The sequence below is a fragment of the Devosia sp. T2-14 genome (assembly GCF_055397495.1).
In genome coordinates, this window is sequence record NZ_AP027921.1 from 1,915,896 (window position 1) to 1,940,023 (window position 24,128).

The window sequence follows — 24,128 nt, forward strand, 5'->3', positions numbered from 1 at the left end:
CGACCGGATTGTGTAGCCACAAAAACAGCTCAGAAGGCCCGGGGCTCTTGCATATTGCGGCAATACTTAACGGGATGTTTACCATGTTTTCCCAAGAGTGAGCGTCATACCTTCGTGTTGAATCGCGAGGGGTCCGCCTTTTCATGACAGGGACTATCCATGGCCCGCGCTTACTCAATCCCGGACTATTCCGACCTCGTACACGAGCCCCAGCCGGGCGAGTGGCAGGCGCTGCGCGGCGAACTCGTCGCGCTGCTGGATCAGGTTGAGGGCCGTTATGGTGATGAGGACCTGGGCCAGCCCGCCCTGACCGGCCTCACCCGCCGGGTGCGCAACCTGCGCGATCAGGTGATCGGTCCCGAGCCCGCCGTACGCCGCCGCGAGGCGCTGCGCACGGTCAAGCGAGCGGTTGACCGGTTCAGCGAACGCGAAGAGCTCGCCGATGAACAGGATGACCTGACTAGCGCCATCGCCGAAATTCGCGGGCGGCAGATGTCTGCGCCGGCCGCAGCGCTTGGGCGCCGCCCTGTCGATATGCCCGAATTCCGCGAGATGACCGCCCTGGTGGGTGGCCTGTCGGGCCGCCTCGAACGTCTCGAAGGCGAACTCAAGTCGCAGCGCGCCAGCAATGGCAGCGTGCGCGAGGTGGCCGCTCAGGTCGAACAGCTTACACATGTCGTCGAACTGCTGGCCGGTGCCATCGGTGAAACCGGTCAGGTCAAGCGTCTCGAAGCCCAGATCGGCGCGCTGGCCGCCCTCATCGAAGAGGGGCCCAAGGTCGACCTGTCGGCCATCAACAAGCGTCTCGACGATGTGTCCTCCGTGGTCGGCAAGCTGGCTGAGCTGCAGGCCCAGCAGGTCGAGCGCGAACTCGCCAGCGACGCCCGCGAACCCGTTGCCGAGGTCATCGGCGCCATTGGTCCCTCGATGAGCGCCATCGAAGACAGCGTGCGCAACGTCTATGACCGGATCGACGCGATCGAGCGCAACGTCGCGCTCTCGTCGGGCGATTTCGAACGGCTGACCGGTGAAATGGCGGCCTTCACCCAGGCCATGCAGACTGGCTCCGCCGCGCCCGCCAAGCTGGTGGATCGCGTCGAGGCACTGGCCTCGCGCATTGGCGAATTTGACTCCTCCAATGGCGATCTGGCCGGTCTCAAGCAGGATATCGCTTCCTTGCGCGACGCGGTGATGGCCGGCATGGAGCCCCGCTTCCTGCGCATCGAAAGCCAGATCGAGGCCCTGTCCGATCGCATGGCCCCGGCCGTCGATACGACGCAGGTCGAAAGCCAGCTCAAGCTGCTGATGCAGCGCATGGATGAAACCGGCGCCCAGCTCAATGGTCTGGCCGAACTCTACGCGCAGCATTCCGATGCCGCCGATATCGAGGCCATTGCCACGCTGGTAGCCGAGCGCACCAGCGATGCGGTGACCCGTAAGGCGCCGGCCCCGGTCGCCATGTTCGGCCCCGACAGCCTCAAGAGCATCGAAGACCGCATCACCGGGCTGATCAAGTCGGCGGGCAAGACCCCCGATTATGAAACGCTGGCCAATATGGTGGCCGAGCGCACCTCGGAAGCCGTCGCCAAGTCCGCCGCCAATGCCGCTGCTCCCGCGCAGGCGGCTGCAATCACCGACGACTCCATGTCGGCGCTTGAGCACCGCATGGAAGCGCTGCTCAACACAGCCGGCAAGGACACGGCCGAGCGCCTGGCGCGACTGGAAGCCGCTCTCAGCGAGCGCCAGAATCCCGTCGCTCCGGAACGGCCCGCCACGCCCGCTGCCAAGTCGGCCGCCGCCACGGTTGAAAACCCGGCGGAAGACCGCACGCGCCTTGATGCCATGCTGTCCGCGCTGGCGGGCCCGAATTCGGCCGCCAAGAGCGATCTCATGCCGGCCAATCCGATCGACGATGCCCCGCTGATCGATCCCGGCTTCAAGTCCACCGGTCCGGTGCGTGCAGCCCTTGATGCCAAGGATGCGGCGCGTCCCGCTGCAAAGGCGGCTCACCCGGCCCGTCCGGCCTTCGATCCGGCCAAGGTCGAACGCCCGCAGCGGCCGCAATCGAGCTTTGCCGCCACCGAACCCGAGCCCTTTGCCGCGCCCTCTCCGGGCGCCGTGCCGCAGGTTGATGCGCCAGCAGGCCTCACCGGCACCAGCACCTTTGTCGCCGCTGCCCGCCGTGCCCAGCGCGCGCGGCAGGAAACCGTCGCGACCCCGGCATCGGCCGCTGGTTCGCTGATCAGCCGTGCTCTGTCGCGCGTGCGGCCGCCACAGGCCGTAACGGCCAGCGACAAGCCAGCCGAGATCCCGGCGGCCAAACCGGAAAAGCCCGCCAAGCCCATCCGCGAAAAGCTCACCCGCAAGGTTGCGGCAGAGCCGGTCGCGCCCGCTTTCGGTCCGCAGGCTGAAGGCGATGTGCCGCTCGTTCAGGCAAGCTTCCTCACCCGTCACCGCCGTCCGCTGCTGCTGGCGGCAACGCTGGTCGCGGTGTCCATGCTGGCACTCAATCTCGTCATTCAGCGCATGACGCCGGCCAAGGCGCCCGCGCCGGCAGTGGCCGTCGAAAGCCAGATCAACCTGCCATCGTCCGAGCCCGCCGCGACCGATGATGTCTCGCTGGTTCGCCCCGAGGCACGCGTCATCGACATGATCGACAGCACCACGACCGCCTCGATCAATCCCGACGAGGCCATGCGCTTCAGCAAGACGGATGTGGCAACGCCCATGCCCGCCAAGCTGACGGCGACCAAGGTCGAGCCTGCTGCAGTTGCCCCTGTCGATGCCGCCCCCGCCGCCGCCGATGCCGACACGACCGCTGCCGTCGAGAGTTTCGAGCTGCCCCCCGAGGCGATTGGACCGCTGGAGCTGCGCCAGGCCGCTGCCGATGGCGACGCCCGTGCCCAGTTTGAGATCGCCGCCATTTTCACCGAAGGTCGTGCGGTCCCGCAGGATTATGCCGAAGCCGCCAAGTGGTACGAGCGTTCCGCTGCGCAAGGCTTCGTGCCGGCCCAGTATCGCCTCGGCAATCTCTACGAGGTCGGCCAAGGCGTCGAAAAGCAGCTTGAGGTCGCCAAGCTCTGGTACCAGCGCGGTGCCGAGGCTGGTAACCGCATGGCCATGCACAACCTGGCCGCGCTTTACGCGGGCGGTCAGCTGGGCGAGCAGGAATTCGAACTGGCCGCCGAGTGGTTCGCGCGCGCCGCATCGCGTGGCATGACCGACAGCCAGTTCAACCTGGGCATGCTCTATGCCCGCGGCCTGGGCGTCCCGCAGGATTTCCAGCAGTCGTTCAAGTGGTTCTCGCTTGCCGCCCGCAATGGCGACGCCGATGCCGGCAAGGCGCGCGACGACATCGTCAAGTCGCTGAGCGCCGAAGCGGTCAGCCGCGTCACCGAGGAATTGCAGACCTGGCGGGCCGAACCGATCGAATTGGCGGCCAATTTCGCGCCGCTGGGCACGTGGTCACCGACCTTCGATCCCGGTCAGCCCATCGCGGCCAAGGATGTCGTCTCCAAGGTGCAGCTCGCGCTGGGCCGGCTCGGCTTCGATATCGGCACGGCCGATGGCCTGCCTGGCCCCAAGACCGCCGAAGCCATCAAGGCCTTCGAGCGGGGCACGGGCATGAGTGAAGTCGGCGCCATCAATCCGCGCCTGCTGGCCGTGCTGGGAAGCCAGCCCGTCTGAGCGAAACTGTGGTTTGACACAGCCTCGGCAGGGTCCTAAGCCGGATCGCGAAAGTCGCCGCCGATAAGTTGGCGGCCTTGACCTATTGTTCACGTACGATCCTGTAAACTCGTGCGGCGTAGTGTTTTTCGAACGGATCCGGGTCTTGCAGGTCTATCTGCCGATCGCCGAACTGTCCGTGAACCTCTTCTTTCTCGTGGGGATCGGAGGGGCGGTCGGTTTCCTGTCTGGCCTCTTTGGGGTCGGCGGCGGATTCCTGCTGACTCCCCTCCTGATTTTCTCGGGTGTGCCCGCTCCCGTGGCCGTGGCTTCGGTCACCGGCCAGGTCGTGGCTGCCTCGACTTCGGGCGCCCTCGCGCATTACCGGCGCGGCGCGATCGATCTCCATCTGGCGCTCTACCTGGTGTTGTCCGGCATCCTCGGCGCCTTCGGTGGCGTCGCAACCTTCGCGCTGCTGCGCGATGCCGGTCAGCTCGACCTGTTCATTTCGCTCGGCTTTCTCATCCTGCTTGGGTCGGTGGGCGTGCTGATGCTCGTCGAGTCCACCCGCGCCATTCTCAAGCAGCGTCAGGGCATTGTGGTGCGCGAGCGCCTGCCCAATCAGCACAACTGGATCCATGGCCTGCCCATGCGTGTCCGGTTCAAGAAGTCGCGGCTCTATATCAGCGTGCTGCCCGTGCTGGTCATTGGCCTGTTCATCGGTTTTGTCGGTTCGCTTTTGGGCATTGGCGGCGGCTTTGTCATGGTGCCTGCGCTGGTCTATCTGCTGCGCGTCCCGGGCAATGTCGTCATCGGCACCTCGCTGGCCCAGGTCGTGGCACTGATGGCCGCAACGACGATCATGCATGCCGTGCAGAGCCAGAGCGTCGATATCCTGCTCGCCTTCTGCCTGATGGTTGGCGGCACGGTCGGGGCGCAGTTTGGCGCTTCCGCCGGCAAGTATCTGCGCGGCGAACAGCTGCGCGGCCTGCTCGCCCTGCTGGTGCTTGCCGTGGCGATCCGCTTTGGCCTGTCGCTGGTCATTGCCCCGTCTGACGTGTTCAGCATGGCCGTCGTGGGGGGCGCCCGATGACCCGGTTGCTTGCCGCAGTCCTGATCATTTTCGCGCTGGTCATGCCCGCCCAGGCCGAGCGGCTGATTTCGCAACTGTCCAATGACTCGGTGGAAATCACCTCGAGCTTTGATGGCGAGCGCATGACCTTCTTCGGCACCATCGCGCCCGACGCCGGCGCGACCCAGAAATATGTCGAAGGGCCGTTCCAGGTTGTCGTGGTCGTTCTGGGTCCCACACAGAACCGGGTGGCGCGCAAGAAGGCCAATTTCTTTGGCATCTGGATGAATGCCGATCAGGTGCAGTTCAACGGCTTCCCGAGCTACTTCCACGTGCTGTCGAGCGCGCGCCTGGCTGACATTACCGACATCACCACCCTGACCACCAACTATATCCTGCCCGAGGCACATACCCTGGTGACCAGCAGCGGCGACTGGTGGAAATCGGCGATCTTCGGCCGCGAACTGGTGCGCCTGATGACTGAGGAAGGTCTGTTCGGCGTGCAGGAAAATGCCGTGAACTTCATGGCCGACAACTTCTATTCCGCCCGCCTGACCCTGCCCAGCAATGCTCCGCCGGGCCCCTATGTGGCGCTGACCTATGTGTTCAAGAATGGCGAGATCGTCGCGCGCCGCTCCGAGGGCTTTGCCGTGCGCAAGATGGGTTTCGAGCGGTTCCTGGCGCTGTCGGCTGTGCAGCAGCCGCTGCTCTATGGCGTGGTCTGCGTCATCCTCGCGCTGTTCACCGGCTGGCTCGGTGGCGTGGTGTTCCGGCGCTAGCCGCCGATCAGCCGCCGCGGGCTCACCGGATATGTGCGGTCCCGGCCCAGCATGGTCACTTCCAGCGACGGCCAGTTGAACAGCCCGGCAAAAGCGGGAGATAGGATGTTGATCGATCCGGTCGAAGAGCCATAGGCCGGCAGGATCAGCAGCCGGTTGTCATGCACGAAGCAGGGTCGCCGCGTCGCCCGCCCCGCCATCAGGATATGGGCTGCCGGATGCAGGTGCCCGGCAATCAGTCCGGTCGTTCCGCGCCGCGGCTCGTGGGTCAGCGTCAGGCCCGCCAGTTCAAGCTCTTCGAGGCAAGTCCCCCCGATTTCGTGCGGCAGCGGATCGTGGTTGCCCGAAAGCCAGATGCAATCCACCGTCTCCGTCAGCCGCTCGATCCGCGCCCGGTCGGCCGGGTTCAGCAGGCTGCTCGAATTGGCACGATGAAAGCTGTCGCCGAGCGAGATCAGCCGCCGCGCACCCATCCGGCGCGTATCGGCCTCCAGGCGGGTCAGCGTCATGCCGGTATCATAGGGCGGCAGCATCTGCCCGCGCTGGGCAAAGCTGCTCATCTTTTCGAAATGCAGGTCGGCAACCAGCAGCGTCTGCTGGGCGTGCCAATACAGCGCGCCAGAGGGCAGGGGCTCAAAATTCTGACCGGCGAAACGCAGGAGCGGTGTCTCCGTGATCTCGGCTGTAGATAGGGAGTAGTTCACGTATGGCCCAGGGTCTTTCGCGGATGACGCGAGTCCGATCTTAGCAGATTCGCTAAGGGGGCGCTTCTAGCGCGGTCACCGCCCTTCGCCCAGCGCCTCCTTCATCAGTTCGTCGGCTGCATCGGCCATCGCGGATTCCCGACCTTCCCCAAAGATCGGCTCCTTGCCGATATCGAGCATGACCGGCACGGCAAGCGGCGAAATCTGCGCCAGCGGCCGGTGGACGATGTGGCTGCGGATGCGGGCCAGCATGTCGCCGAGCCGCTCAATGTCGAGCAGTCCCCGCGCCGCGTCGCGACGGGTGGCCTGGATCAGGATGTGGTCGGGCTCGTGCTGATACAGCACGTCATAGATCAGGTCTGAGCTCATGGTGATCTGGCGGCCGCTCTTTTCCTTGCCGGGATGCCGCCGCTCGATCAGCCCCGAAATGATGGCGCAGTTGCGGAAGGTCCGCTTCATCAGCGCCGATTCATCGAGCCAGGCTTCCAGGTCATCGCCCAGCATGTCCTCGGAAAAGAGGTCATCCAGCGACAGCCGCGCCGATTTGATCAGTGCCGAGAGATCGCCGAGCCCCCAAATGGCCAGCGCGTATTCCGAGGCTACGAAGCCCAGCGGCCGGGCCCGGGCGCGTTCCAGCCGGCGCGTCAACAGCATGCCCAGCGTCTGGTGTGCCAGCCGCCCCTCGAACGGATAGCAGACCATGAAATTCTGCGAGCCCCGCGGGAAGGTCTCGACCAGCAGGCTGTCGCGCTTTGGCAGCACCGACACGCGCTGCTGCAGCGCCAGCCAGCCGCTGACCTGCGGGGGCAAGGCCTGCCAGCTTTTGGGACTGTCGAGCATGGCGCGCACGCGCTCGGCCAGATAGGTCGAGAGCGGAAACTTGCCGCCCATATAGCTGGGAATCTTGGGATTGCTCGCCTGCGCCCTCGATACATAGGCCTCGTTGTCGCGCATGCCCTCAAAGGCCACGATCTCGCCGCCGAACATGAAAGTGTCGCCCACCAGCAGTGTGCCGAAGAAATACTCCTCCATTTCTCCCAGCACACGCCCGCCCGCGCCGATCGGACTTTGCGATTGCCCCGTCTTCAGCGCCCGGCTGCGTACCAGCCGCACGCGCACCATCGGCTCCTCGATAATGGTGCCGATATTGAGCCGGTATTGCTGCACAACCTGGGCATTGGCCACCCGCCACAGCCCGTCCGGAGTCAGCTTGAGCCGCGCATAGCGCTCATAGGCGCGCAGCGCATAGCCACCGGTAGCGACGAAATCGAGCACCCGGTCGAACTGTCCACGCGGCAGGTCGCGATAGGGCCACGCCATGCGGATTTCATCATAGAGCGCACCGGCGGCAAACGGCGCGGCGCAGGCCATGCCCAGAATGTGCTGGGCCAGCACGTCATAACCGCCTGAAACCGGGTCTTCGCTATCCTGATGGTTCTCCGCCACGGCTTCCACCGCCGCCTCGCATTCCAGCACTTCGAAGCGGTTGGAGGGTACCAGCACCGCCTTGGAAGGCTCATCGAGCCGGTGATTGGCGCGACCGATGCGCTGCAGCATGCGCGAACTGCCCTTTGGCGCGCCCACCTGCACCACGAGGTCCACATCGCCCCAGTCAATGCCCAGGTCGAGCGTCGAGGTGCAGACCACGGCCTTCAACGCGCCCGATACCATGGCGCTCTCGACCTTGCGCCGCTGCTCGACCGACAGCGAGCCATGATGCAGCGCGATCGGCAGCAGATCCTCGTTTATCGCCCATAGCCCCTGGAACAGCAGTTCGGCCTGCGAGCGCGTGTTGACGAAGAGCAGCGTCGTCTTGTGCTGCTTGATGACCTCGTAGAGATCGCCATGCGCATAGTTGGCGGAGTGCCCGGCCCAGGGGAGCCGCTGCTCGGTCTTGAGGATTTCCAGCACCGGAGGCGCGCCGCCCGAGGTGGCCAGCAGACGCGTTTCCCGCTGGGGTAAGGGCTGGGCGATCCAGTCGCGCAGCAGATGTGGTTTTGCCACCGTGGCGCTGAGCGCGGTGATGGCCAGGTTTGGCGCCAGCTTGGCGATCCGCGCCAGCGCCAGCGACAGCAATTCCCCGCGCTTGGATGTCACCAGCGCGTGCAATTCGTCGAGCACGATGCGGCGCAGCGACCCAAAGAACAGGTCGGCATGGGGATGGCTGATCAGCAGGCACAGCTGCTCGGGCGTCGTCAGCAGGATATGCGGCGGCTTGCTGCGCTGCCGGGCGCGCTTGCTGGCGGGCGTGTCCCCCGTGCGCGTCTCGGCTGTGATCTTGAGACCCATCTCGAGGATAGGCGCGTTGAGATTGCGCTGCACGTCGACTGCCAGCGCCTTGAGCGGGGAAATGTAGAGCGTGTGCAACCCCTCGAACCCGCCATCGGCCAGATCCACCAGCGTCGGCAGGAAGCCGGCCAGCGTCTTGCCAGCGCCGGTCGGCGCAATCAGCAGCGCCGACGCCCCTGCCTGCCAGCTTTCGAGCACGTCAAGCTGATGCTGGCGCGGCGCCCAGCCCTTGCGGGCAAACCACTCGGCGATGATCGGGGGCAGGGCGGTCATGGAGCCTCCCACTCAGGGAGAGGTAGGCCAGGGTCATCCACGAGGGAAAAAGCGCGCAAGTGACACCTTCTGAAAAACACAAATGACCCTATATTATCCACCAGCACCACAACAGGGCGCCGGAGTTTTGCCAATGACCGATCAATATCCGTCCGAGACGCGCCCATCGGCGTTGCAGCGCTTCCTTGGCGGCCACCCGATCAATGTCATGCTCAAGCTGGCGCTGATCTCGCTGGTGGTGGGCTTTGCCATGAGCGTGTTCGGCGTCAACGTGCAGGGCGTGGTGCGCGGCGCCATCGAACTGTTCCGCGAAGCGCTGCGCGACGGTTTCGGCATGTTCCGCGGCATCGGCGGCTATATCGTCACCGGCGCGGCGCTGGTGGTGCCGATCTGGTTGATCATCCGCCTGTCCAAGGCGCGCTGATCGTGGTCGAGCGCCTGCGCCTCACGCCGCAGGAAGCCTTGGCGCGGCTCGTGCCCCACATTCTTGATCTGTCGAGCCAGAGCACTGGCCGCATCGCGATTGGCCTCGCCGGTGGCCCCGGCGCCGGCAAGTCGACCCTCGCCGCCGAACTGGTCGTCATGCTCGATGCCGTTCACCCCGGCAGCGCGGCGCTCGTGCCCATGGACGGCTTTCATATGCGCCACGCCAAGCTCGAGGCCATGGGGCAGGCCGATTACAAGGGCGCGCCGCACACCTTTGAAGGTGCTGCCTTCGTCAATTTCCTTCACCACCTCAAGACCGCGCGCGAGGCCGTCAGCGGCCCCGGCTATTCCCGCAAGATCGAGGATGTGGTCGATGATGCCTTCACCGTCGCGCCCGAGGTGCGGATCCTGATCGTCGAAGGCAATTACCTGCTGCTGACCGATCCGCCCTGGGCCGGTGTCAAGCCGCTGCTCGACTATGCGATATTCGTCGATGTCTCCCGCGATCTGGTGAAGGCAAGGCTGCTCAAGCGCCATGGCGAAGAGGGCCTCTTCTCCGAGGAGCGCAACCGCGCCCATATCGAGCGCAACGACCTGCCCAATTACGACCTCGTGTGCCTCTCCCAGGACCGCGCCGACGTGGTGATCACTATGGACGTGGCGCGGTAGCGCGGTGGCCGACAGCCCTGCGCGGGAATGACGCCGTGGCAGGCCATGCGCGCCATGTGCTAGGACGCCGGGGTCTGCATAAGAGTCGCCCCAATGTCCCAGCCCCGCCCGCAACACCCCTTCGACGTGCGTCACGCCGATGTGTGGAAGATTGCCCTGCCTGCCTCCGTCGCCTTCATCACCGAGCCCCTGGTGGGCATCGTTGATATCGCGGTGATCGGCCGGCTCGGTGATGCGGGCCTGCTCGGCGGCCTGGTGCTTGGCGCGCTGCTGTTCGACATCATCTTTTCGCTGGCCTATTTCCTGCGCATCGGCACGGCCGGGCTGACCGCGCAGGCGGTGGGCGCTCGCGACCCGCGCGACGGGCTGCTGCATGTGGTTCGCGCCATCCTGCTCGGTGTCGGCATCGGCGTGCTGATGATCGCCTTTGCCGCGCCCATTCTCCTGCTCGCAACCTCGCTTCTGGCGCCCGAAGCCGGTGCATCGGCCGCGTTGGCCGATTATTTCCACGTACGCATCGTCTCCGCGCCGTTCTCGCTGGTCAATTACGCGCTGCTCGGCTGGTTCTATGGCCGGGCCTCGGCCAAGACCGGCATGCTGCTGCAATTGCTGCTGCACGGGATCAATATCGTCACGAGCATCGCCTTTGTTTATCTGCTCGGCTGGGGCGTCGCGGGCGCTGCGGCTGGCACCGTGCTGGGGCAGGTCGTGGCCTGCGGCGTCGGGCTCTATCTGCTGCTGCGCCACTATGGCGGCCTGCGCTCCGTGCTGGACAAGATCGCGCCCGGCGAACTTGCCGATACAGTGGCGCTCAAGCGCATGTTTGGCTTGAGCCGTGACCTGATGATCCGCTCCGCGGCCCTCATGGGCGCCTATGCCTGGTTCGCCGCGCAGGGCTCGCGCATGGGTGAAGTCGCGCTTTCGGCCAATGCCGTGCTGCTCAACCTCCTGATGGTCATTGCCTATTTCCTTGATGGCATCGCGCAGGCCGCCGAACAGCTGACCGGCAAGGCCGTCGGCGCCAATTGGCGGCCGGCATTCGATCAGGCTTATGGCCTCAGCATGCTGTGGGGCCTGATCCTCACGCTGACCCTCGGCCTCGGCTGGTATCTCAGCGGCCCCTGGATCATTGGCCTCATGACCACCAATGCCGAGGTGCAGGCCTATGCGCTGACCTATCTGCCTATTGCGGCGCTCTGCACCGTCACCTTCATGCCCGCCTTCCTCTATGACGGCATTCTGGTCGGCACCACGCTCAACACCGTGATGCGCAACGGCATGGTGATTTCGCTCGTCGTGTTCCTCGTCGCCGCGCTGGCGCTGGAGCCGCTGATCGGCAATTGGGGCCTCTGGGCGGCGCTGCACTGCTGGTTCGTCGCCCGCGGCGCCATCTATTGGTGGGCGCTGGAACGCCGCAAGGCGGGGCTGTTCACGGCCGCTGCTTGACGCTTCTCCCGGCCGGTCAGAACACCATGACCGGCCGCACTTCGACACTGCCGATACGCGCCAGGGGAATATTGGCGCCGATCCGCAGGGCCTCGTCGTGATCGGCGGCCTCGATCAGGATGAAGCCCGAGACCTGCTCCTTCAGCTCGGCAAACGGGCCGGGCGTGGCGCTCATCTCGCCATTGCGCATGCGCACGGTGGTGGCCGCTTCTGTCCCATGCAGCGCCTCGGCGGCAACGAAATGGCCAAGCCGCATCAGCTCGCGATCATATTCGGCTGAATCGCGGGTGATCTGCGCCCATTCCTCGGGCGGCATCTTGTCGATCAGGCTGGTGTCGAAACAAACAAGGCACAGATAGCGCATGGCATCCTCCGGTGATCCTACTGCTTAGACGTATAGGGCGCAGGAGAACCGACACCCAACCTATCCCACGCGTTTGGTCGGGCTCCGGCTCTGATTGGCGAGCCCGCTGATCGCTGCGCGCAGCGCCGCCGGCTTGACCGGCTTGGTGACCACGGCAATACCGCGCTCCTCGGCCAGGGTGCGCACCGCCGGGCTGCGATCGGCCGTTACCAGTGCCGCCGGCAGATGCCCGCCCAGATTGTGCCGGAGCCATTCGATCGCATCGAGGCCCGAAGTCTGGTCGAGGTGATAGTCCATCAGCACCATATCGGGATACCAGCCCTCCAGCAGGTGCTCACGGTCGATCTGCTTGAGCGAGAGCGCGCTGCGCACGTCGCAGCCCCAGTGCCGCAATAGCCCCTCCATCGCCTCGATGATGGCGCGCTCATTGTCGACGCAGAGGATCTTGACCCCCTGAGTGCCGAAACCGACCTCGGTGGGTGGCATGGCCGCTTCCGGCGCCACACGAACCGTTCGGGTGGCGGGCAGGAAAATAGAGAAGCGCGAGCCGCGCCCTTCATTGCTGTCCAGCTCCTGCGTCAGCCCCAGCGCGGTGACAAGACGCTGCACGATGGATAGGCCCAGCCCCAGCCCCTGCGCCATGCGCGCACCGCGTTCGAGCCGCGAGAACTCGGCAAAGACCAGCTTGTGCTGATCCCGGTTGAAGCCGATGCCGGTGTCGATCACGTCCAGCCGCATTCGGCTGCCGCGGCGGCGGAATCCCACCAAAACCTTGCCCCCGGGCGGCGTATACTTGATGGCGTTCGAGACGAGGTTCTGCACAATGCGGCCAACCAGCGCCCGGTCCACCATCACAGAGGCCTCGGTGGTCACGATGCGCAACGCGATATTGCGTTCGCGCGCCATCGGGCCGAACTCCACCTCGATCTTCTTGAGAATATCTCGCCCCGCCACAACCGTCGGGGTCGGTCGCACGGCGCCGCTATCGATACGAGAGATATCGAGCAGGGCGCTCATGATGTCTTCCACGGCGGTCAGCGAGGCCTCGATGGAATTGGCGAGGTCGGCCAGCCCCGTCGATTTGGAGCGCTCGATCAGCGTCGAGGTATAGAGCCGCGCCGCATTGAGCGGCTGCAGCAGGTCGTGGCTGGCCGCTGCTAGAAACCGCGTCTTGTCGTGGTTGGCGGCGTCGGCCTTGGCGCGCGCGCTTTCGAGTTCGGCATTGACATGGGTCAGCGCCGCCGTGCGTTCCTCCACCCGCTCTTCCAGCGATTGGTTGACCCGCGCCAGTTCGCGCTCGGCCCGCACCCGCGCGGTCACGTCGGAGAAGCTGATGGTCAGCCCGCCATCGGGCAGGCGGCTCGAATGAAACTCCAACGATTGACCCAGATAGCCCAGCCGCTGCGTCACCGTGGTGGGCGAAGCGGTCAGCACATTGATGCGCTCGATGGCCAGCCGTGCGGCGTCGCCGGGCCCGAAGTCACCCCGATCCGCCAGAAACAGCGCGATATCGAACAGCGGCGTCCCCGGCTTGGTCAGGTCCGGTGGCAGCACCAGCATGGTGCTGTAGCGGCCATTGGCCGTGATCAGGCGCAGGCCGGCATCAAACACCGCGATCCCGAGGGGGATGTGGTTCATGGCCTGCAGCAGGCTGTCGACGGCCTCGCTTTTGTGGGGAGCCATGGGGGTCCTGTGGGTTTTGGGGGCGTGCGGACTATCGTCCCCGCAACAAAGCTGCGCAAGACAAACTCTCGACCCATTGCTTTTGTCGACGGGTTAATGAATCCTTATTGCCCGCGGGTCGCGGGGGCGGCCGCTTGTGGGACGCAAATCAACAAAAAGGGTGTTCGATGTTCAAGGAATTCCGGGACTTCGCGATCAAGGGCAATATGATCGATCTCGCCATCGGCGTGATCATTGGCGCGGCATTCGGCGCCATCGTTTCCTCGATCGTCGATGACATTTTCATGCCGCTTATCGGCCTGATCATCGGTGGCATCGACTTTTCAAATCTGTTCGTCGTGCTGTCCAACCCCAACAACGTGCCGGTGCCATCGCTGGCCGCCGCGCAGGCTGCCGGTGTTGCCACGCTCAATATCGGCCTGTTCATCAATGCCGTGGTGAAGTTCACCATCATCGCCTTTGTGCTGTTCATGGTGGTCAAGGGCATCAACCGCATGAAGCGTCAGGCTGCTGCCGAGCCGGTGGAAAGCACCCCAGCGCCGAGCAAGGAAGAAGTCCTGCTCACCGAAATCCGCGACGCATTGCGCGCCAATCCGCGCTAATCGCAAAAAGGCCGGTGGCGACACCGGCCTTTTTGCTGTTCGGATGCTAGGAGAAATGTCCGTTGACGTGATGATAATAAGAATATATACCTAGCAATGTAGGTAGTGACTCCTACGGACTAGTAAGCATGACAGCGCGAACACTTAGCGCAAACTACAGTGGCGACTCACCGATCCGGCAGTGGAGGTGATGGCACCATGAATTCGGAGCAAAGCCGGGTGGATTGAACGCATTGCGAAACTTGCCAGGGGGCAAAGGCAAAATGAGCGAAGACATCTACTACCACGCCTTTCTGAACCGCGACCGCCTGATCCACATCGTCGATCCCGACCCGACGACCTGCGAGGCGTTGAGCGTCCTGTTCCGGCTGGAGGGGTTCCAGACCACATTTTCGCTGGAAGCCTCCCATTTCATTGTCAGCCTTGAGCGCCGCCGCCCGGATATCGTGGTGCTGAACCTGCGCATGGGCGAAGAAAGCGGGCTCAGCCTGCTGCGCCGCGTCAAGGCCATGCGCACCGGTACGCCCGTATTCATGCTTGCGGATGTACCCCAACTCGATGCGGCCGTCACCGCCATGAAGCTGGGCGCGTCCGATGTGGTCTCAAAACCCGTCGATACCGAACATCTGCTGACCGTCATCCGCGACGCCCTGCGCCGCGACGTTCACCTGGGCGCCATGCAGGGCGGCCGCCGCCCGGTGGAAGTGCGCGGCTTCTCCCAGCTCACCCCGCGCGAACGCGAAGTGCTCCAGCTCATCACCAATGGCCAATCCAACAAGGAAGCCGGCCGCGAACTGGGCATTTCCCCCCGCACCATCGAAGTCCATCGCGCCCGCGTCATGGAAAAACTCGGCGCGCGCAACACCGCTGACCTGATGCGCATCGTCCTGACCAGCTAGGCCGCCCCCTGGCGGCCCAGCAGCCAGCGAAACGCCCGGCGCAGAAACGCCTGGCCGTCATGGGTGATCAGCGGGCCATGGGCCATGATCACCTTATCGGTGGGCCACGCCAGAATGTGCTGGAGGGATTGGCGCGCGGCGCGGCGGTCCGCGAAGGCGATCCGGAATTTGCGTGGCACCGCCGGTTCCTCCGCCGCCATCAGGTCCAGCCGCGCCACGAGCGCCCGCCAGCCGCTGAACCATCCGCGTGGAAACTGCTGGATCAGATCGGTGAAAACAGCGGTTCGGCTCTCGCGGTGAAAGAACACAACCTCCGTTGTGATCCGGTTGCCCCGCATGATTGCGTGGTCGATCTGCCCGGCCCAGGCCGCAATCGGCTCATCACCAAAGTCAGCGTCGAACCTGATATCCCCGCGCCGCTCGCGCAGGCCCGGCGGCGCATAGACCGTGGCGTCGGGATAGGCGCGTTGCCAGTCGCCCAGGGACGTGTGGTGAAGCGAATTGGGCGGGACCAGAAACCGCACCGTCCCCAATGCCTCGATTGCGGCGCGAAGCTCGTCTGACAGAGCGGTTGGTGACCAAAGCACCAGCTCGCCATTGCTCAACCGCATGATGGCCATCCGCGTGGGATAGTGAAATCCGGCCGCCGCCGTGACCGCCGGCCCCTCCGCGATCCAGATATTCGGACCAAACTCCCGCAACACGACGGCCTCCCATGTGTTTACAAGAGTATAAATTTATACGACTGTGTAATTATGGCAATCCCGAAGCGAACTGAGCGATCCCGCCTCCTCATCCTTGATGCCGCCAACGCAGCGTTTCGGGAACTGGGCTTTGCGGCGACCTCTGTCGGGGAAATCGCAACCCGCGCTGGCCTGACCCGCAAGACGGTCTACAACCTGTTCGCCTCGAAAGAGGACATCGGCCTGCAACTCATCGCCCGCGTTGAGGCGAACGACGGGCTCTACCGCGAGCGCATGGCGGCGGGCGAAGACGTCCCGGTTTTGCTCGAAGCGGTCCTGCTTGATAGCGCGTCGTGGTGTCTGGCCAATCCCGCGCTGGCAAAGCTGGCTCTCGCACCCTCCGAAAGACCGTCCCTCGAGCCACCACCCGATCGGCCATCCTTCCAGGGCCTTGTCAGGGATATTCTGGTGCTCGGCCAGGGGCAGGGGGCCATCCGCAGGGACGATGACCCCAATTTCATGGCCCTCGTTCTCCTGGGAGTCTACGGGCAAGCCATGCTCTCAGTCCTCGCCGGGCGCCCCTTCGCCAAGGACGAAATCAGACGCCTCATCCGCATCGTTATCGAAGGTATCGGCGAACGCGCCTTTGACAAAGGGCCGCCGAGGCAGAAGCCATGACTTCGTCCCTGGACGCCCTCAAACCGGTCTCATGAAGTTGGATAACGAGATCGGAGCAGGCGTCCGCTTGGCCATCTCAACAAAGGCCACGATGAAGTCAGTTTGGTTGTCCTTCTCCCGGAAACCAAGATTGATAGACTTCTGCAGTCCTTTCTCGCCAATTCTGATGGATCGCACAGGAAGGCCACTCCCGCTTTCGGCGACAAGCCAATCCGGCATCACCGTTATGCCTCGGTTGGCCGATACCAGTTGCAGCATGAGTTCAGGCGTGCCGATTTCGACACGGCGAGAGGGGCGGCAATCTGCCGGAACCAACACACGTGAATAAATGTCCAGGCGTTCGACTCCCACAGGCAAAGTGAACAACGTCTCGGCAACGAAATCTTCAGCTACAACATGATCCCGCTGTGCCAGCGGGTGGGCCTCGGGGACGATTAAGCGCAGTTCGTAGTCAAACGTCGGCACAAACCGCAAATCTGGAGCATGGATCGGATCCGGCGTGGCCAGCAGATCGATCTCATGAGCGCGAAGTGCGTCGACGCCGTCGAACCGGAAGGTCGTGCGCACATCAATGTCGACATCAGGCCATCTGGTTAGATACGGGCCGGTCACAGCCATCAACCAGCGCTCGCAAGGATGACATTCGCCGCCGATCCTCAGGATACCCCGTCGACCCCGGGCCAGTTCCGACAGCATGGCTTCAGCATGCTCAAGCTCGTGTAGAAAGCGCTCGGCGAGTTCCAGAAGATGTTCACCGGCCCTTGTCAGCCGAAGATGTCGGCCTTGTCTGTCCCAAATCTTGGCACCATGCCGGGCTTCAAGCTTGGCAATGGCGTGGCTGAGGGCCGATTGACTGACATTGAGCTTTTCAGCTGCCGCCGTGATGCTACCCGTGCGGCTAAGCTCACGGATAATCGAAAGATGCTGGCGGTCTATCATGAGCAGAATGCATGGTTAGATGAAGTAAGATCATTTTCGGTCATGATGCTTTTCGGGTAGCGTCCGCGTCAAGAGTCTGCCGGCACTACGGGTGCCTCACGCGGACATGTCTCGAAGTCACCCGCGCTGCGATGCGTGGAAAGTCCCGGATACCACTATGAGTGAAGACAAGGCGCAGCGCCGCAATATCGCCGTTCTGGCGCTGGCTCAGACATTTGGTGGTTCAAACGGGCCTATCATCATTTCGCTCGGTGGCCTCGTCGGCCAGCGCCTGTCGAGCGATCCGGCTTTGGTCACCCTGCCGGTGAGTCTGTACAATCTCGGTCTTGCTCTTGGGACGCTGCCGGCGGCGTTCATAATGAAGCGCTTTGGGCGGCGGAGCGGATATTTGATCGGCGCCAGCGTCGGTGCAGTTGGCGGCTTGATCGCCACAATCGGTATCGTCTGGGCCTCCTTCCTGGTGTTTTGCCTAGGCACCTTCCTGGCCGGCTTCTACGCTTCATATGTTCAAAGCTACCGCTTCGCAGCGGCGGATGGCATTACTGGACCGCTCAAGAATATCGCCATCTCGGCGGTCATGGTCGGAGGCCTGGCTGCAGCGATTATCGGTCCGCAATTGGTCATCTGGACGCGTGAGAGCATCCCGTCGCTGCCATTCGCCGGCAGCTTCATCAGCCAGGCAGCCCTGGCACTGTTTGCCATCCCGGTTCTGTTGCTGCTCAGAAAGCGCGACACGTCGATCAGCGCTGTCGACAACCAGGATCAAGGGCGGCCGCTCTCCGAAATTCTCAAAACCCCACGCTATCTGCTTGCCGTCGCCGCAGGTGTCGTTTCGTATGGCTTGATGACCTTCATCATGACCGCGGCCCCGGTGGCCATGGTGGGCATGGGGCATTCCATCGATCATGCGGCCCTCGGCATTCAGTGGCATGTGCTGGCCATGTTCGGTCCGAGCTTTTTCACCGGCCCTCTGATGGCCAAATTCGGCAAGGAGAAGATCACCGCCATCGGCCTCGCCATTATCGCCGGCTCGGCGATCGTTGCTCTGCTGGGTGTCGATGTCGGCCATTTCTGGGTGTCGCTGATCCTGCTCGGTCTGGGCTGGAACTTTGGCTTCCTGGGCGCCACCAGCATGGTCACCGATTGTCACACGCCGGCCGAGCGCACCAAGGTGCAAGGCGCGAACGATTTCATCGTCTTCGGCACTGTGGCCATCGCCTCGTTCTCATCCGGCGCTCTGCTGACCTCGTCGGGCTGGTCGACCTTGAACTGGTTCGTCCTGCCGGCCGTGGCCATCATCCTCGTGCCGCTGATCTGGCGCATGCGCCAGGTCACGGATCGGGCGATCCCATCTGTCTGACCACACAAACCGCTCTGAAAGCGTACAGCAGCTTCACGACAACGGCAGGTAGCTCACTTTCTCATCGATAAGGTCTTCGAGACTTACGACTTGACCGCTCCAGAACCTGAATTCCAAAGATTCATTACGGTCTTTGAAATCGACTTCGAATTCTAAAGAACCGGCTAACCTGACTTCCTCAAACTCTTCGTTGCGGGAAGTCACTATAAGCATACGATCGTTGATGACATCCGCGACTAAGTCCCGTGCCCATTTCTGGGCAAGCGCAGTTCCATCAATGTGTTCGGGCGGGTGGATATGCCAAGGTGCATCATTAAAGCCGATTGCGACACCCAAGGTGCCATCTGGATTGACACACTCATCTGCGATCAGCGTCAGCCTCCCATCAGGGCTTCGCTCAGTAGCGAAGGTTGTCATCTAGCAAGTGCGATGAAGGCTTCCATAGAGTGCATTTTGGCCAATGGATGTCTGGAATGCAATGCTATCGAAAGCCGACATTCCGCTCACCATCCCTCCAGCGCCTCGGCCAGGGGCAGGGGGCCATCCGCAGGGACGATGACCCCAATTTCATGGCCCTCGTTCTCTTGGGAGTCTACGGGCAAGCCATGCTCTCAGTCCTCGCCGGGCGCCCCTTCGCCAAGGACGAAATCAGACGCCTCATCCGCATCGTTATCGAAGGTATCGGCGAACGTTGACCGCGCCGTATTCCCTCTCTTGCTGTTATTTTTGCAGCTGGATGGAAACTTGCTGTCGGTGAACTAGACGAAAAACCATGGCGCAGATAACTCTTTGAAACAGCGAGCGCGGCCGTATTCATCATGCCGTGTAGTGAGTTGATGGGGGCAAGCATGACCGATGGACTGGCCAACTCTTCGTCGCGCAATTGGGGCGAGCGTTTCAAGCTGCGGCTCTCTGCCATCATTTGGTTCGTGCTGGCCGCGGGGTTCCTACTGGCCCTGCCGGTGCTGATCGATGTGTCCTGGCTCGTCGTGCTTGGCTTATCCGTTCTGGCCCTCATCCTGGCATTGCCCGGCGCCTGGCTGGTGCGAAAGCTGTTCGCGGGCCAGCGGATCCAGTCGTTTTTCTCAAGCGTCGCCAAGGCATTCTTCGCGCTGCTGTTCACGCTTTCCATAATTCTGGCCGCGCCAATCTACTATTTCGCGCTCTACACCGACCTCGAGCCGATGACGGTGCCGCAGGCAACCCTGTCGAACGGCAGCAAGACCGTGGTCTTCCAGGGCATGGCGCATGTCGGGTCCGAAAGTTTTTACAAGGGCGTCGTCTACGATCTGGAGAAGGCGTTGTCCGAGGGCTATGTGCTCTATTACGAAGGCGTCCAGAGTTCGCCGGATGGCGAGGCGTGGTTCAGCAAGCACCTGGCTGGCGGGGGCGATCTGAACACCAACTACCAGCTGCTGAGCGACATTTGCGGCCTCAACTTCCAGCTCAATTACTTCGGCTTGTTGCAGTCCGACATGGCTGAGCACCCTGACCGCCATGTGCAGGCGGACGTAAGCACGGCCGACATGATGCACGAATACGACCGCCTGATGCAGGCGGACCCGGTCTTTGCCGCTTCGCAGACCGCCGATACTACAGACGGTGCTGCGTCTGCCTCAATGACCGACAGTGTAGCGGGCATCGTAAGTTGGCTGCAGCAGGCTTCTCCCGACTTGCGCAGGCTTGCGGGGACAGTGTGCCGCGGCTACCTGTCCATGGCATTCAGCAAGAAGTCAGCGCCGGAAGAAATGGACAAGGTCGTCGTGGATTTCCGAAACCGGTCTCTGGCAGACCGCATCGAGCGCGACAGTCACCAGAAAATCTACATTACGTACGGTGCCGACCACCTGCATGGTCTGCTAGCCATGTTGCAGGCCGACGACCCCGCCTGGACGATTCAGTCACTCAAATGGCTGCGGCCAATCGATGCCCCCGAGGAACTTTACGGACGGCTTTGAGCCGGACTGACGGATAGACCTCCGCAAGGCGGCCGCCATGGACGTTCTGTGGCTCACCGTCATGTTTCCGAAGCGAGCGGTAGCCTCACGGTGAGGGTCCGGCCTCGAACCACGAGGCCTGCTTGAGGCGCGTCCGCCGACATTGACAGGTCAGGTCCAATCTTGAAGCGCCCTTCGGCCCCCTCTCGACCGTCAGAGCGCCTTGCTCATGTACACCGTCATCCCATTGCCGAAGGGCTCGGTGTGGGTGGTGCGGTAGCCGAGGCGTTCGTAGAGGGCGATATTGGTCGTGAAGGCAGCGTTGGTGAGGAGGCGGACTTCGCTTTGCCCGGGGCCGCAGCGGCCAGCGCTTCGGCATGAGCCATCAGCCGGATGCCGTGTCCTTCGCCTTGCCGGCCGGGGTGCACGGCGACGTTCTCGATCCAGTAGTGATCGTTTCGAGATTGGGTTTCGATCAGGCCGACGAGCGCTCCGCCCAAACGCACCAGGTCGAAGCGGAATGTCCCGAGCTTTTCGGCATAGTCGGCGATCATCGGGCGCGGCTCACGCCCGATGACAGGGACCCATTTGGCATAGGCGGCGCGAACGAGGTCGCGGATCGCGTCTGCATCGTCTGGGCTGGCGCGGGCAAGCTTCGCAGGCAGTCCGGACATTGCGGTCCCTCCTGCCCGAGAATTAGCCCCCGTTGGTCGGCAGCGTCAAATCGCCGGAGGTTAGTTTGCTGGCGGTGAGGGCAGCGTCGGCCGAAGCGCGCGGGATTTCCAGGCTCGCCCACACGCTGACCAGCGCGTGACGCAGCTCGAAGATCATCTCGTCAGTGTGCAGCGGGGTCGGGGTGATGCGCAGGCGCTCGGTGCCCTTGGGAACCGTCGGGTAGTTGATGGGCTGGATATAGATGCCGTGCTTTTCCATCAGCATGTCGCTGGCGGCCTTCACCAGCCGCGCATCGCCGACGATCAGCGGCACGATATGGGTTTCGGTTTCCATCACCGGCAGGCCTGCATCGGCCAGGATTGCCTTGGTCAGGCGCGCCTGGCGCTGGTGCTGCTCGCGCTCAAGGCCATTGCCCTTGAGGTGCTCGATCGAGGCACGGGCCGCCGCGCAGAGCGCCGGGGGCAGCGAGGTGGTGAAGATGAATTCGGGCGCATAGGAGCGCACGGCATCGATGATGGCCCGGTTGGCGGCGATATAGCCGCCCATCGTGCCAAAGCCCTTGGCCAGCGTGCCCTCGATGACGTCGATGCGGTCCATCAACCCGTCGCGCTCGGCAATGCCGCCGCCGCGCGGGCCATACATGCCCACGGCATGCACTTCATCGATATAGGTCAGCGCGCCGAATTCTTCGGCCAGGTCGCAGATTTCCTTGATGGGGGCGATGTCGCCATCCATCGAATAGACCGATTCAAACACGATCAGCTTGGGGCGCTTCTTGTCGGTCGCAGCCAGCAGGTCACGCAGATGCGCCACGTCGTTGTGGCGGAAAATCTTCTTTTCCATGCCCGACTGGCGCACGCCCTGGATCATCGAGGCGTGGTTGAGCTGGTCCGAGAAGATCACGCATTCGGGCAGCAGGCGCGCAATGGTGGCGATCGAGGCTTCGTTGGAGACAAAGCCCGAGGTGAAGACCAGTGCGCCTTCCTTGCGGTGCAGGTCGGCGAGCGAACGCTCAAGCTCGACCAGGGGGCGGTTGGTGCCCGAAATGTTGCGGGTGCCGCCCGAGCCGACGCCGAGGCGCCCGGCTGCATCCTGCATGGCGCCGATCACCTTGGGGTGCTGGCCCATGCCCAGATAGTCGTTGGAACACCAGATGGTAATTTCGCGCTGGTTGTCGGCGTCGTCGCGATAAATCGCGCGCGGGAACTTCCCGGCTACGCGCTCGATATCGGCGAACACGCGATAACGCTTTTCCGACCGCAGCGAGTCCACTGCATCTTCGAATATGCCGCGATAGTCCATCGAAATGTCCTTCTGTGCCGTGCATTGGCGGGGGATAGTTAGGCCCGCCCCGGTCTTGTGGAAATAGGTCAATTCGACGCGTTCGGGCCCTCATAACCCGTTCTGGCGCAAGGGACGGCGCGGCAAACATCAGACTCATTCTAAAGTTTGCGGCCGCCGCTGCCAATGCCGGAAACGACCTCTTTTGCCGCAACAAACCGTTCACAGCGCTCAAAATCATACGCAAGTATTAACTGGAGGTGCGACATATTGTTGCTGACGAAATTCCCGCGGAATACGCTTCGGGCAAGTGGGAAGGGGTCGTTTGGGGGAACAGGTCTATGAAGAGCTTTTCGTCTTCCAGTTTTGCCGGCCAGCATGCAGAGGCGCTCGATCTGGCGCAGGTGGCGGTCAGCCGCCACCCGCAGGCGCTGTTTACCGATTTCCAGTGGTTCCTCTATCAGGGGCAGGACACGGTGTTTTTCACCGCCTTCTCCACCCTCAGCTTTGATCGCGAAGGCCTGGGTAACCTGGTCGCCGAAATGGTGGCGCTGGCGCCCCAGCTCAGCCATGGCTTCATTGGCGCCCGGCCAGGCCACCCCTTTCCCAAGCATATCCTCGACGCGATTACTTCGGTCGAGGTCGTCGATGAGCTCGATGACTTTCCCGACGCATGGATCGGCAAGTCGACCGACATTTTTACCACGCCTGACCTGCCGCTGTTCCGCGTCATGGCGGCAGTGCGGCGGGGCGGTCCCGATGCCGAAGGGCGCGCCTCGGTGATTCAGGTGCGCTCCAGCCACGCCCTCCTCGAAGGGTCAGACTCGGCGCTGCTCACCCGTTCCCAATCGGCTGGCCATGGCACCATGTCCGACAAGGCCAACAAGCTCGGCTGGGTGGCCCGCTTCAAGGGGGCGCTGCAGGGCGGCGCCACCGCGCTCATCTATATCGCCATCGCCAATATCCTGGCCCCAGCGGAAAAACCCTGGGGCTTCCGCACTTTGGCGCTCAAGCGGCAGCGCCTGCGCGCGCTGGCCCACAAGCTGGACGTCCGCCAGCGCTCGCTGATGTTTGCGCTGGTCACCCATGCCCTCAATGGCGAGGGCGAGGACAAGGCGATGAGCAAAAAGGTGATCGGCGCGGCCTATACCATGCTCGACACCAAGCGGAACGACGCCGACGACGACTTCTTCCGCGTCCGGGCGCTCGAAGCCAAGTTCGCGGTCATCGAGGATTTCGTCGACTATGTGCGCGCCGTCGACGATACCGTGGCCGCCATCGAGCAGAAGGATATCACCAGGTTCCAGGTGATGATGAACGCCATGTTCCGTTCGCTGCGCAGCATCAACCGGGTGCTGCCCTTCCTGCCGGGGCGGCGTTTCTGGCGCTTCAATGGCGGCATTCATGTGGTGCTGACCCTGGTGCCGCCGCACCGCACCTATGGCCCCATGACCCACGGCATGATCGAGCCGATCTATTGCGGCGCCTGGCATTCGGCCACCAATATCGTCACCTTCTGTCCCGGCCGGGAATATGTGACGCTCAACTTCTCCATGGAACAGCGGCACCTGGCCAATGTCGACAAGGTCACCGCCCTGCTCGAAGAGATGGAACGCCGCGACGTGGCCCCGCGCTAGCCTGCCAGTAGATCTCAGGGTGAGGTGCGAGCCCTCCGCGAGCCTCGAACCACGAGGGCGTGCCAC

The 24,128-nt window shown here is 63.3% G+C and carries 21 protein-coding genes; 12 read left to right on the top strand and 9 right to left on the bottom strand.

Translation table 11 applies throughout. The annotated features are described in order from the left end of the window. Positions 1 to 159: 159 nt before the first annotated feature. From ACZ5WT_RS09445 to ACZ5WT_RS09455, 3 genes are all read left to right on the top strand, one after another. Complete coding sequence (locus ACZ5WT_RS09445) at positions 160 to 3,687, top strand: peptidoglycan-binding protein (protein ID WP_464287114.1); 3,528 nt, start codon at positions 160 to 162, stop codon at positions 3,685 to 3,687. 145 nt (positions 3,688 to 3,832) lie between these two features. Continuing rightward, entirely contained in the window at positions 3,833 to 4,759 is a 927-nt protein-coding gene (locus ACZ5WT_RS09450) for a sulfite exporter TauE/SafE family protein (RefSeq protein ID WP_464287115.1), read from the top strand. Then, positions 4,756 to 5,517: a TIGR02186 family protein gene (locus tag ACZ5WT_RS09455; RefSeq protein ID WP_464287116.1), complete on the top strand. Its 762-nt coding sequence runs from the start codon at positions 4,756 to 4,758 to the stop codon at positions 5,515 to 5,517. The genes ACZ5WT_RS09450 and ACZ5WT_RS09455 overlap by 4 nt, the downstream gene beginning before the upstream one ends. Here the strand turns inward: ACZ5WT_RS09455 and pdeM are convergent. Beyond that, positions 5,514 to 6,221: a ligase-associated DNA damage response endonuclease PdeM gene (pdeM, locus tag ACZ5WT_RS09460; RefSeq protein WP_464287117.1), complete on the bottom strand. Its 708-nt coding sequence runs from the start codon at positions 6,219 to 6,221 to the stop codon at positions 5,514 to 5,516. The two genes, ACZ5WT_RS09455 and pdeM, sit on opposite strands and share 4 nt — an antisense overlap. Before the next feature lie 75 nt (positions 6,222 to 6,296). Further along, positions 6,297 to 8,783: a ligase-associated DNA damage response DEXH box helicase gene (locus ACZ5WT_RS09465; protein ID WP_464287118.1), complete on the bottom strand. Its 2,487-nt coding sequence runs from the start codon at positions 8,781 to 8,783 to the stop codon at positions 6,297 to 6,299. 133 nt (positions 8,784 to 8,916) lie between these two features. On the opposite strand from ACZ5WT_RS09465, the gene ACZ5WT_RS09470 reads away from it, so the two are divergent. From ACZ5WT_RS09470 to ACZ5WT_RS09480, 3 genes are all read left to right on the top strand, one after another. Beyond that, positions 8,917 to 9,207, top strand: coding sequence for a DUF6460 domain-containing protein (locus ACZ5WT_RS09470; RefSeq protein ID WP_464287119.1), 291 nt, complete (start codon positions 8,917 to 8,919; stop codon positions 9,205 to 9,207). A gap of 2 nt (positions 9,208 to 9,209) precedes the next feature. After that, positions 9,210 to 9,878, top strand: a complete 669-nt coding sequence (locus ACZ5WT_RS09475) for a nucleoside/nucleotide kinase family protein (protein WP_464287120.1) — start codon at positions 9,210 to 9,212, stop codon at positions 9,876 to 9,878. 93 nt (positions 9,879 to 9,971) lie between these two features. Further along, positions 9,972 to 11,324, top strand: a complete 1,353-nt coding sequence (locus ACZ5WT_RS09480) for an MATE family efflux transporter (protein ID WP_464287121.1) — start codon at positions 9,972 to 9,974, stop codon at positions 11,322 to 11,324. A gap of 16 nt (positions 11,325 to 11,340) precedes the next feature. On the opposite strand, the gene ACZ5WT_RS09485 is transcribed toward ACZ5WT_RS09480, so the two are convergent. Beyond that, positions 11,341 to 11,688, bottom strand: coding sequence for a YciI family protein (locus ACZ5WT_RS09485; protein WP_464287122.1), 348 nt, complete (start codon positions 11,686 to 11,688; stop codon positions 11,341 to 11,343). 60 nt (positions 11,689 to 11,748) lie between these two features. Continuing rightward, the gene (locus ACZ5WT_RS09490) at positions 11,749 to 13,371 is read right to left on the bottom strand and encodes an ATP-binding response regulator (RefSeq protein WP_464287123.1); all 1,623 of its coding nucleotides are present in this window, start codon (positions 13,369 to 13,371) and stop codon (positions 11,749 to 11,751) included. A 167-nt stretch (positions 13,372 to 13,538) separates the two neighbouring features. On the opposite strand from ACZ5WT_RS09490, the gene mscL reads away from it, so the two are divergent. After that, positions 13,539 to 13,973, top strand: a complete 435-nt coding sequence (gene mscL / locus ACZ5WT_RS09495; protein WP_464287124.1) for a large conductance mechanosensitive channel protein MscL — start codon at positions 13,539 to 13,541, stop codon at positions 13,971 to 13,973. 263 nt (positions 13,974 to 14,236) lie between these two features. Beyond that, positions 14,237 to 14,872, top strand: coding sequence for a response regulator transcription factor (locus tag ACZ5WT_RS09500; RefSeq protein WP_464287125.1), 636 nt, complete (start codon positions 14,237 to 14,239; stop codon positions 14,870 to 14,872). On the opposite strand, the gene ACZ5WT_RS09505 is transcribed toward ACZ5WT_RS09500, so the two are convergent. After that, entirely contained in the window at positions 14,869 to 15,576 is a 708-nt protein-coding gene (locus ACZ5WT_RS09505; protein ID WP_464287126.1) for a DUF4336 domain-containing protein, read from the bottom strand. The genes ACZ5WT_RS09500 and ACZ5WT_RS09505 overlap by 4 nt on opposite strands. Before the next feature lie 51 nt (positions 15,577 to 15,627). On the opposite strand from ACZ5WT_RS09505, the gene ACZ5WT_RS09510 reads away from it, so the two are divergent. Then, complete coding sequence (locus tag ACZ5WT_RS09510) at positions 15,628 to 16,233, top strand: TetR/AcrR family transcriptional regulator (RefSeq protein ID WP_464287127.1); 606 nt, start codon at positions 15,628 to 15,630, stop codon at positions 16,231 to 16,233. Positions 16,234 to 16,251: 18 nt separating this feature from the next. Here the strand turns inward: ACZ5WT_RS09510 and ACZ5WT_RS09515 are convergent, their stop codons facing one another. Then, the gene (locus tag ACZ5WT_RS09515) at positions 16,252 to 17,172 is read right to left on the bottom strand and encodes a LysR family transcriptional regulator (protein ID WP_464287128.1); all 921 of its coding nucleotides are present in this window, start codon (positions 17,170 to 17,172) and stop codon (positions 16,252 to 16,254) included. Between the two features lie 157 nt (positions 17,173 to 17,329). On the opposite strand from ACZ5WT_RS09515, the gene ACZ5WT_RS09520 reads away from it, so the two are divergent. Continuing rightward, positions 17,330 to 18,532 (top strand): MFS transporter, encoded by a 1,203-nt coding sequence (locus ACZ5WT_RS09520; RefSeq protein WP_464283557.1) that lies wholly within the window; start codon positions 17,330 to 17,332, stop codon positions 18,530 to 18,532. Between the two features lie 33 nt (positions 18,533 to 18,565). Here ACZ5WT_RS09520 and ACZ5WT_RS09525 read toward each other — a convergent pair whose 3' ends face one another. Then, positions 18,566 to 18,949: a hypothetical protein gene (locus ACZ5WT_RS09525; protein WP_464283558.1), complete on the bottom strand. Its 384-nt coding sequence runs from the start codon at positions 18,947 to 18,949 to the stop codon at positions 18,566 to 18,568. A gap of 431 nt (positions 18,950 to 19,380) precedes the next feature. Here ACZ5WT_RS09525 and ACZ5WT_RS09530 point away from each other — a divergent pair, with 431 nt between their 5' ends. Continuing rightward, a complete protein-coding gene (locus ACZ5WT_RS09530) occupies positions 19,381 to 20,490 on the top strand; it encodes a hypothetical protein (RefSeq protein ID WP_464283559.1) in 1,110 nt (369 codons plus the stop codon). Between the two features lie 218 nt (positions 20,491 to 20,708). Here the strand turns inward: ACZ5WT_RS09530 and ACZ5WT_RS09535 are convergent, their stop codons facing one another. Then, positions 20,709 to 21,143, bottom strand: a complete 435-nt coding sequence (locus tag ACZ5WT_RS09535; RefSeq protein WP_464283560.1) for a GNAT family N-acetyltransferase — start codon at positions 21,141 to 21,143, stop codon at positions 20,709 to 20,711. A gap of 22 nt (positions 21,144 to 21,165) precedes the next feature. Further along, the gene (gene hemA / locus ACZ5WT_RS09540; RefSeq protein WP_464283561.1) at positions 21,166 to 22,446 is read right to left on the bottom strand and encodes a 5-aminolevulinate synthase; all 1,281 of its coding nucleotides are present in this window, start codon (positions 22,444 to 22,446) and stop codon (positions 21,166 to 21,168) included. 320 nt (positions 22,447 to 22,766) lie between these two features. Here hemA and ACZ5WT_RS09545 point away from each other — a divergent pair, with 320 nt between their 5' ends. Next, complete coding sequence (locus ACZ5WT_RS09545; RefSeq protein ID WP_464283562.1) at positions 22,767 to 24,062, top strand: hypothetical protein; 1,296 nt, start codon at positions 22,767 to 22,769, stop codon at positions 24,060 to 24,062. Positions 24,063 to 24,128: the final 66 nt, after the last annotated feature.

Bases quoted from the DNA above. Each gene is read 5' to 3' on its own strand.
- hemA (WP_464283561.1), bottom strand. From the start codon at position 22,446: ATGGACTATCGCGGCATATTCGAAGATGCAGTGGACTCGCTGCGGTCG.
- ACZ5WT_RS09465 (WP_464287118.1), bottom strand. From the start codon at position 8,783: ATGACCGCCCTGCCCCCGATCATCGCCGAGTGGTTTGCCCGCAAGGGC.
- ACZ5WT_RS09510 (WP_464287127.1), top strand. From the start codon at position 15,628: ATGGCAATCCCGAAGCGAACTGAGCGATCCCGCCTCCTCATCCTTGAT.
- ACZ5WT_RS09535 (WP_464283560.1), bottom strand. From the start codon at position 21,143: ATGTCCGGACTGCCTGCGAAGCTTGCCCGCGCCAGCCCAGACGATGCA.
- ACZ5WT_RS09515 (WP_464287128.1), bottom strand. From the start codon at position 17,172: ATGATAGACCGCCAGCATCTTTCGATTATCCGTGAGCTTAGCCGCACG.
- ACZ5WT_RS09520 (WP_464283557.1), top strand. From the start codon at position 17,330: ATGAGTGAAGACAAGGCGCAGCGCCGCAATATCGCCGTTCTGGCGCTG.
- ACZ5WT_RS09445 (WP_464287114.1), top strand. From the start codon at position 160: ATGGCCCGCGCTTACTCAATCCCGGACTATTCCGACCTCGTACACGAG.
- mscL (WP_464287124.1), top strand. From the start codon at position 13,539: ATGTTCAAGGAATTCCGGGACTTCGCGATCAAGGGCAATATGATCGAT.
- ACZ5WT_RS09470 (WP_464287119.1), top strand. From the start codon at position 8,917: ATGACCGATCAATATCCGTCCGAGACGCGCCCATCGGCGTTGCAGCGC.
- ACZ5WT_RS09545 (WP_464283562.1), top strand. From the start codon at position 22,767: ATGAAGAGCTTTTCGTCTTCCAGTTTTGCCGGCCAGCATGCAGAGGCG.
- ACZ5WT_RS09485 (WP_464287122.1), bottom strand. From the start codon at position 11,688: ATGCGCTATCTGTGCCTTGTTTGTTTCGACACCAGCCTGATCGACAAG.
- ACZ5WT_RS09525 (WP_464283558.1), bottom strand. From the start codon at position 18,949: ATGACAACCTTCGCTACTGAGCGAAGCCCTGATGGGAGGCTGACGCTG.
- ACZ5WT_RS09455 (WP_464287116.1), top strand. From the start codon at position 4,756: ATGACCCGGTTGCTTGCCGCAGTCCTGATCATTTTCGCGCTGGTCATG.
- ACZ5WT_RS09480 (WP_464287121.1), top strand. From the start codon at position 9,972: ATGTCCCAGCCCCGCCCGCAACACCCCTTCGACGTGCGTCACGCCGAT.
- ACZ5WT_RS09530 (WP_464283559.1), top strand. From the start codon at position 19,381: ATGACCGATGGACTGGCCAACTCTTCGTCGCGCAATTGGGGCGAGCGT.
- ACZ5WT_RS09500 (WP_464287125.1), top strand. From the start codon at position 14,237: ATGAGCGAAGACATCTACTACCACGCCTTTCTGAACCGCGACCGCCTG.
- ACZ5WT_RS09490 (WP_464287123.1), bottom strand. From the start codon at position 13,371: ATGGCTCCCCACAAAAGCGAGGCCGTCGACAGCCTGCTGCAGGCCATG.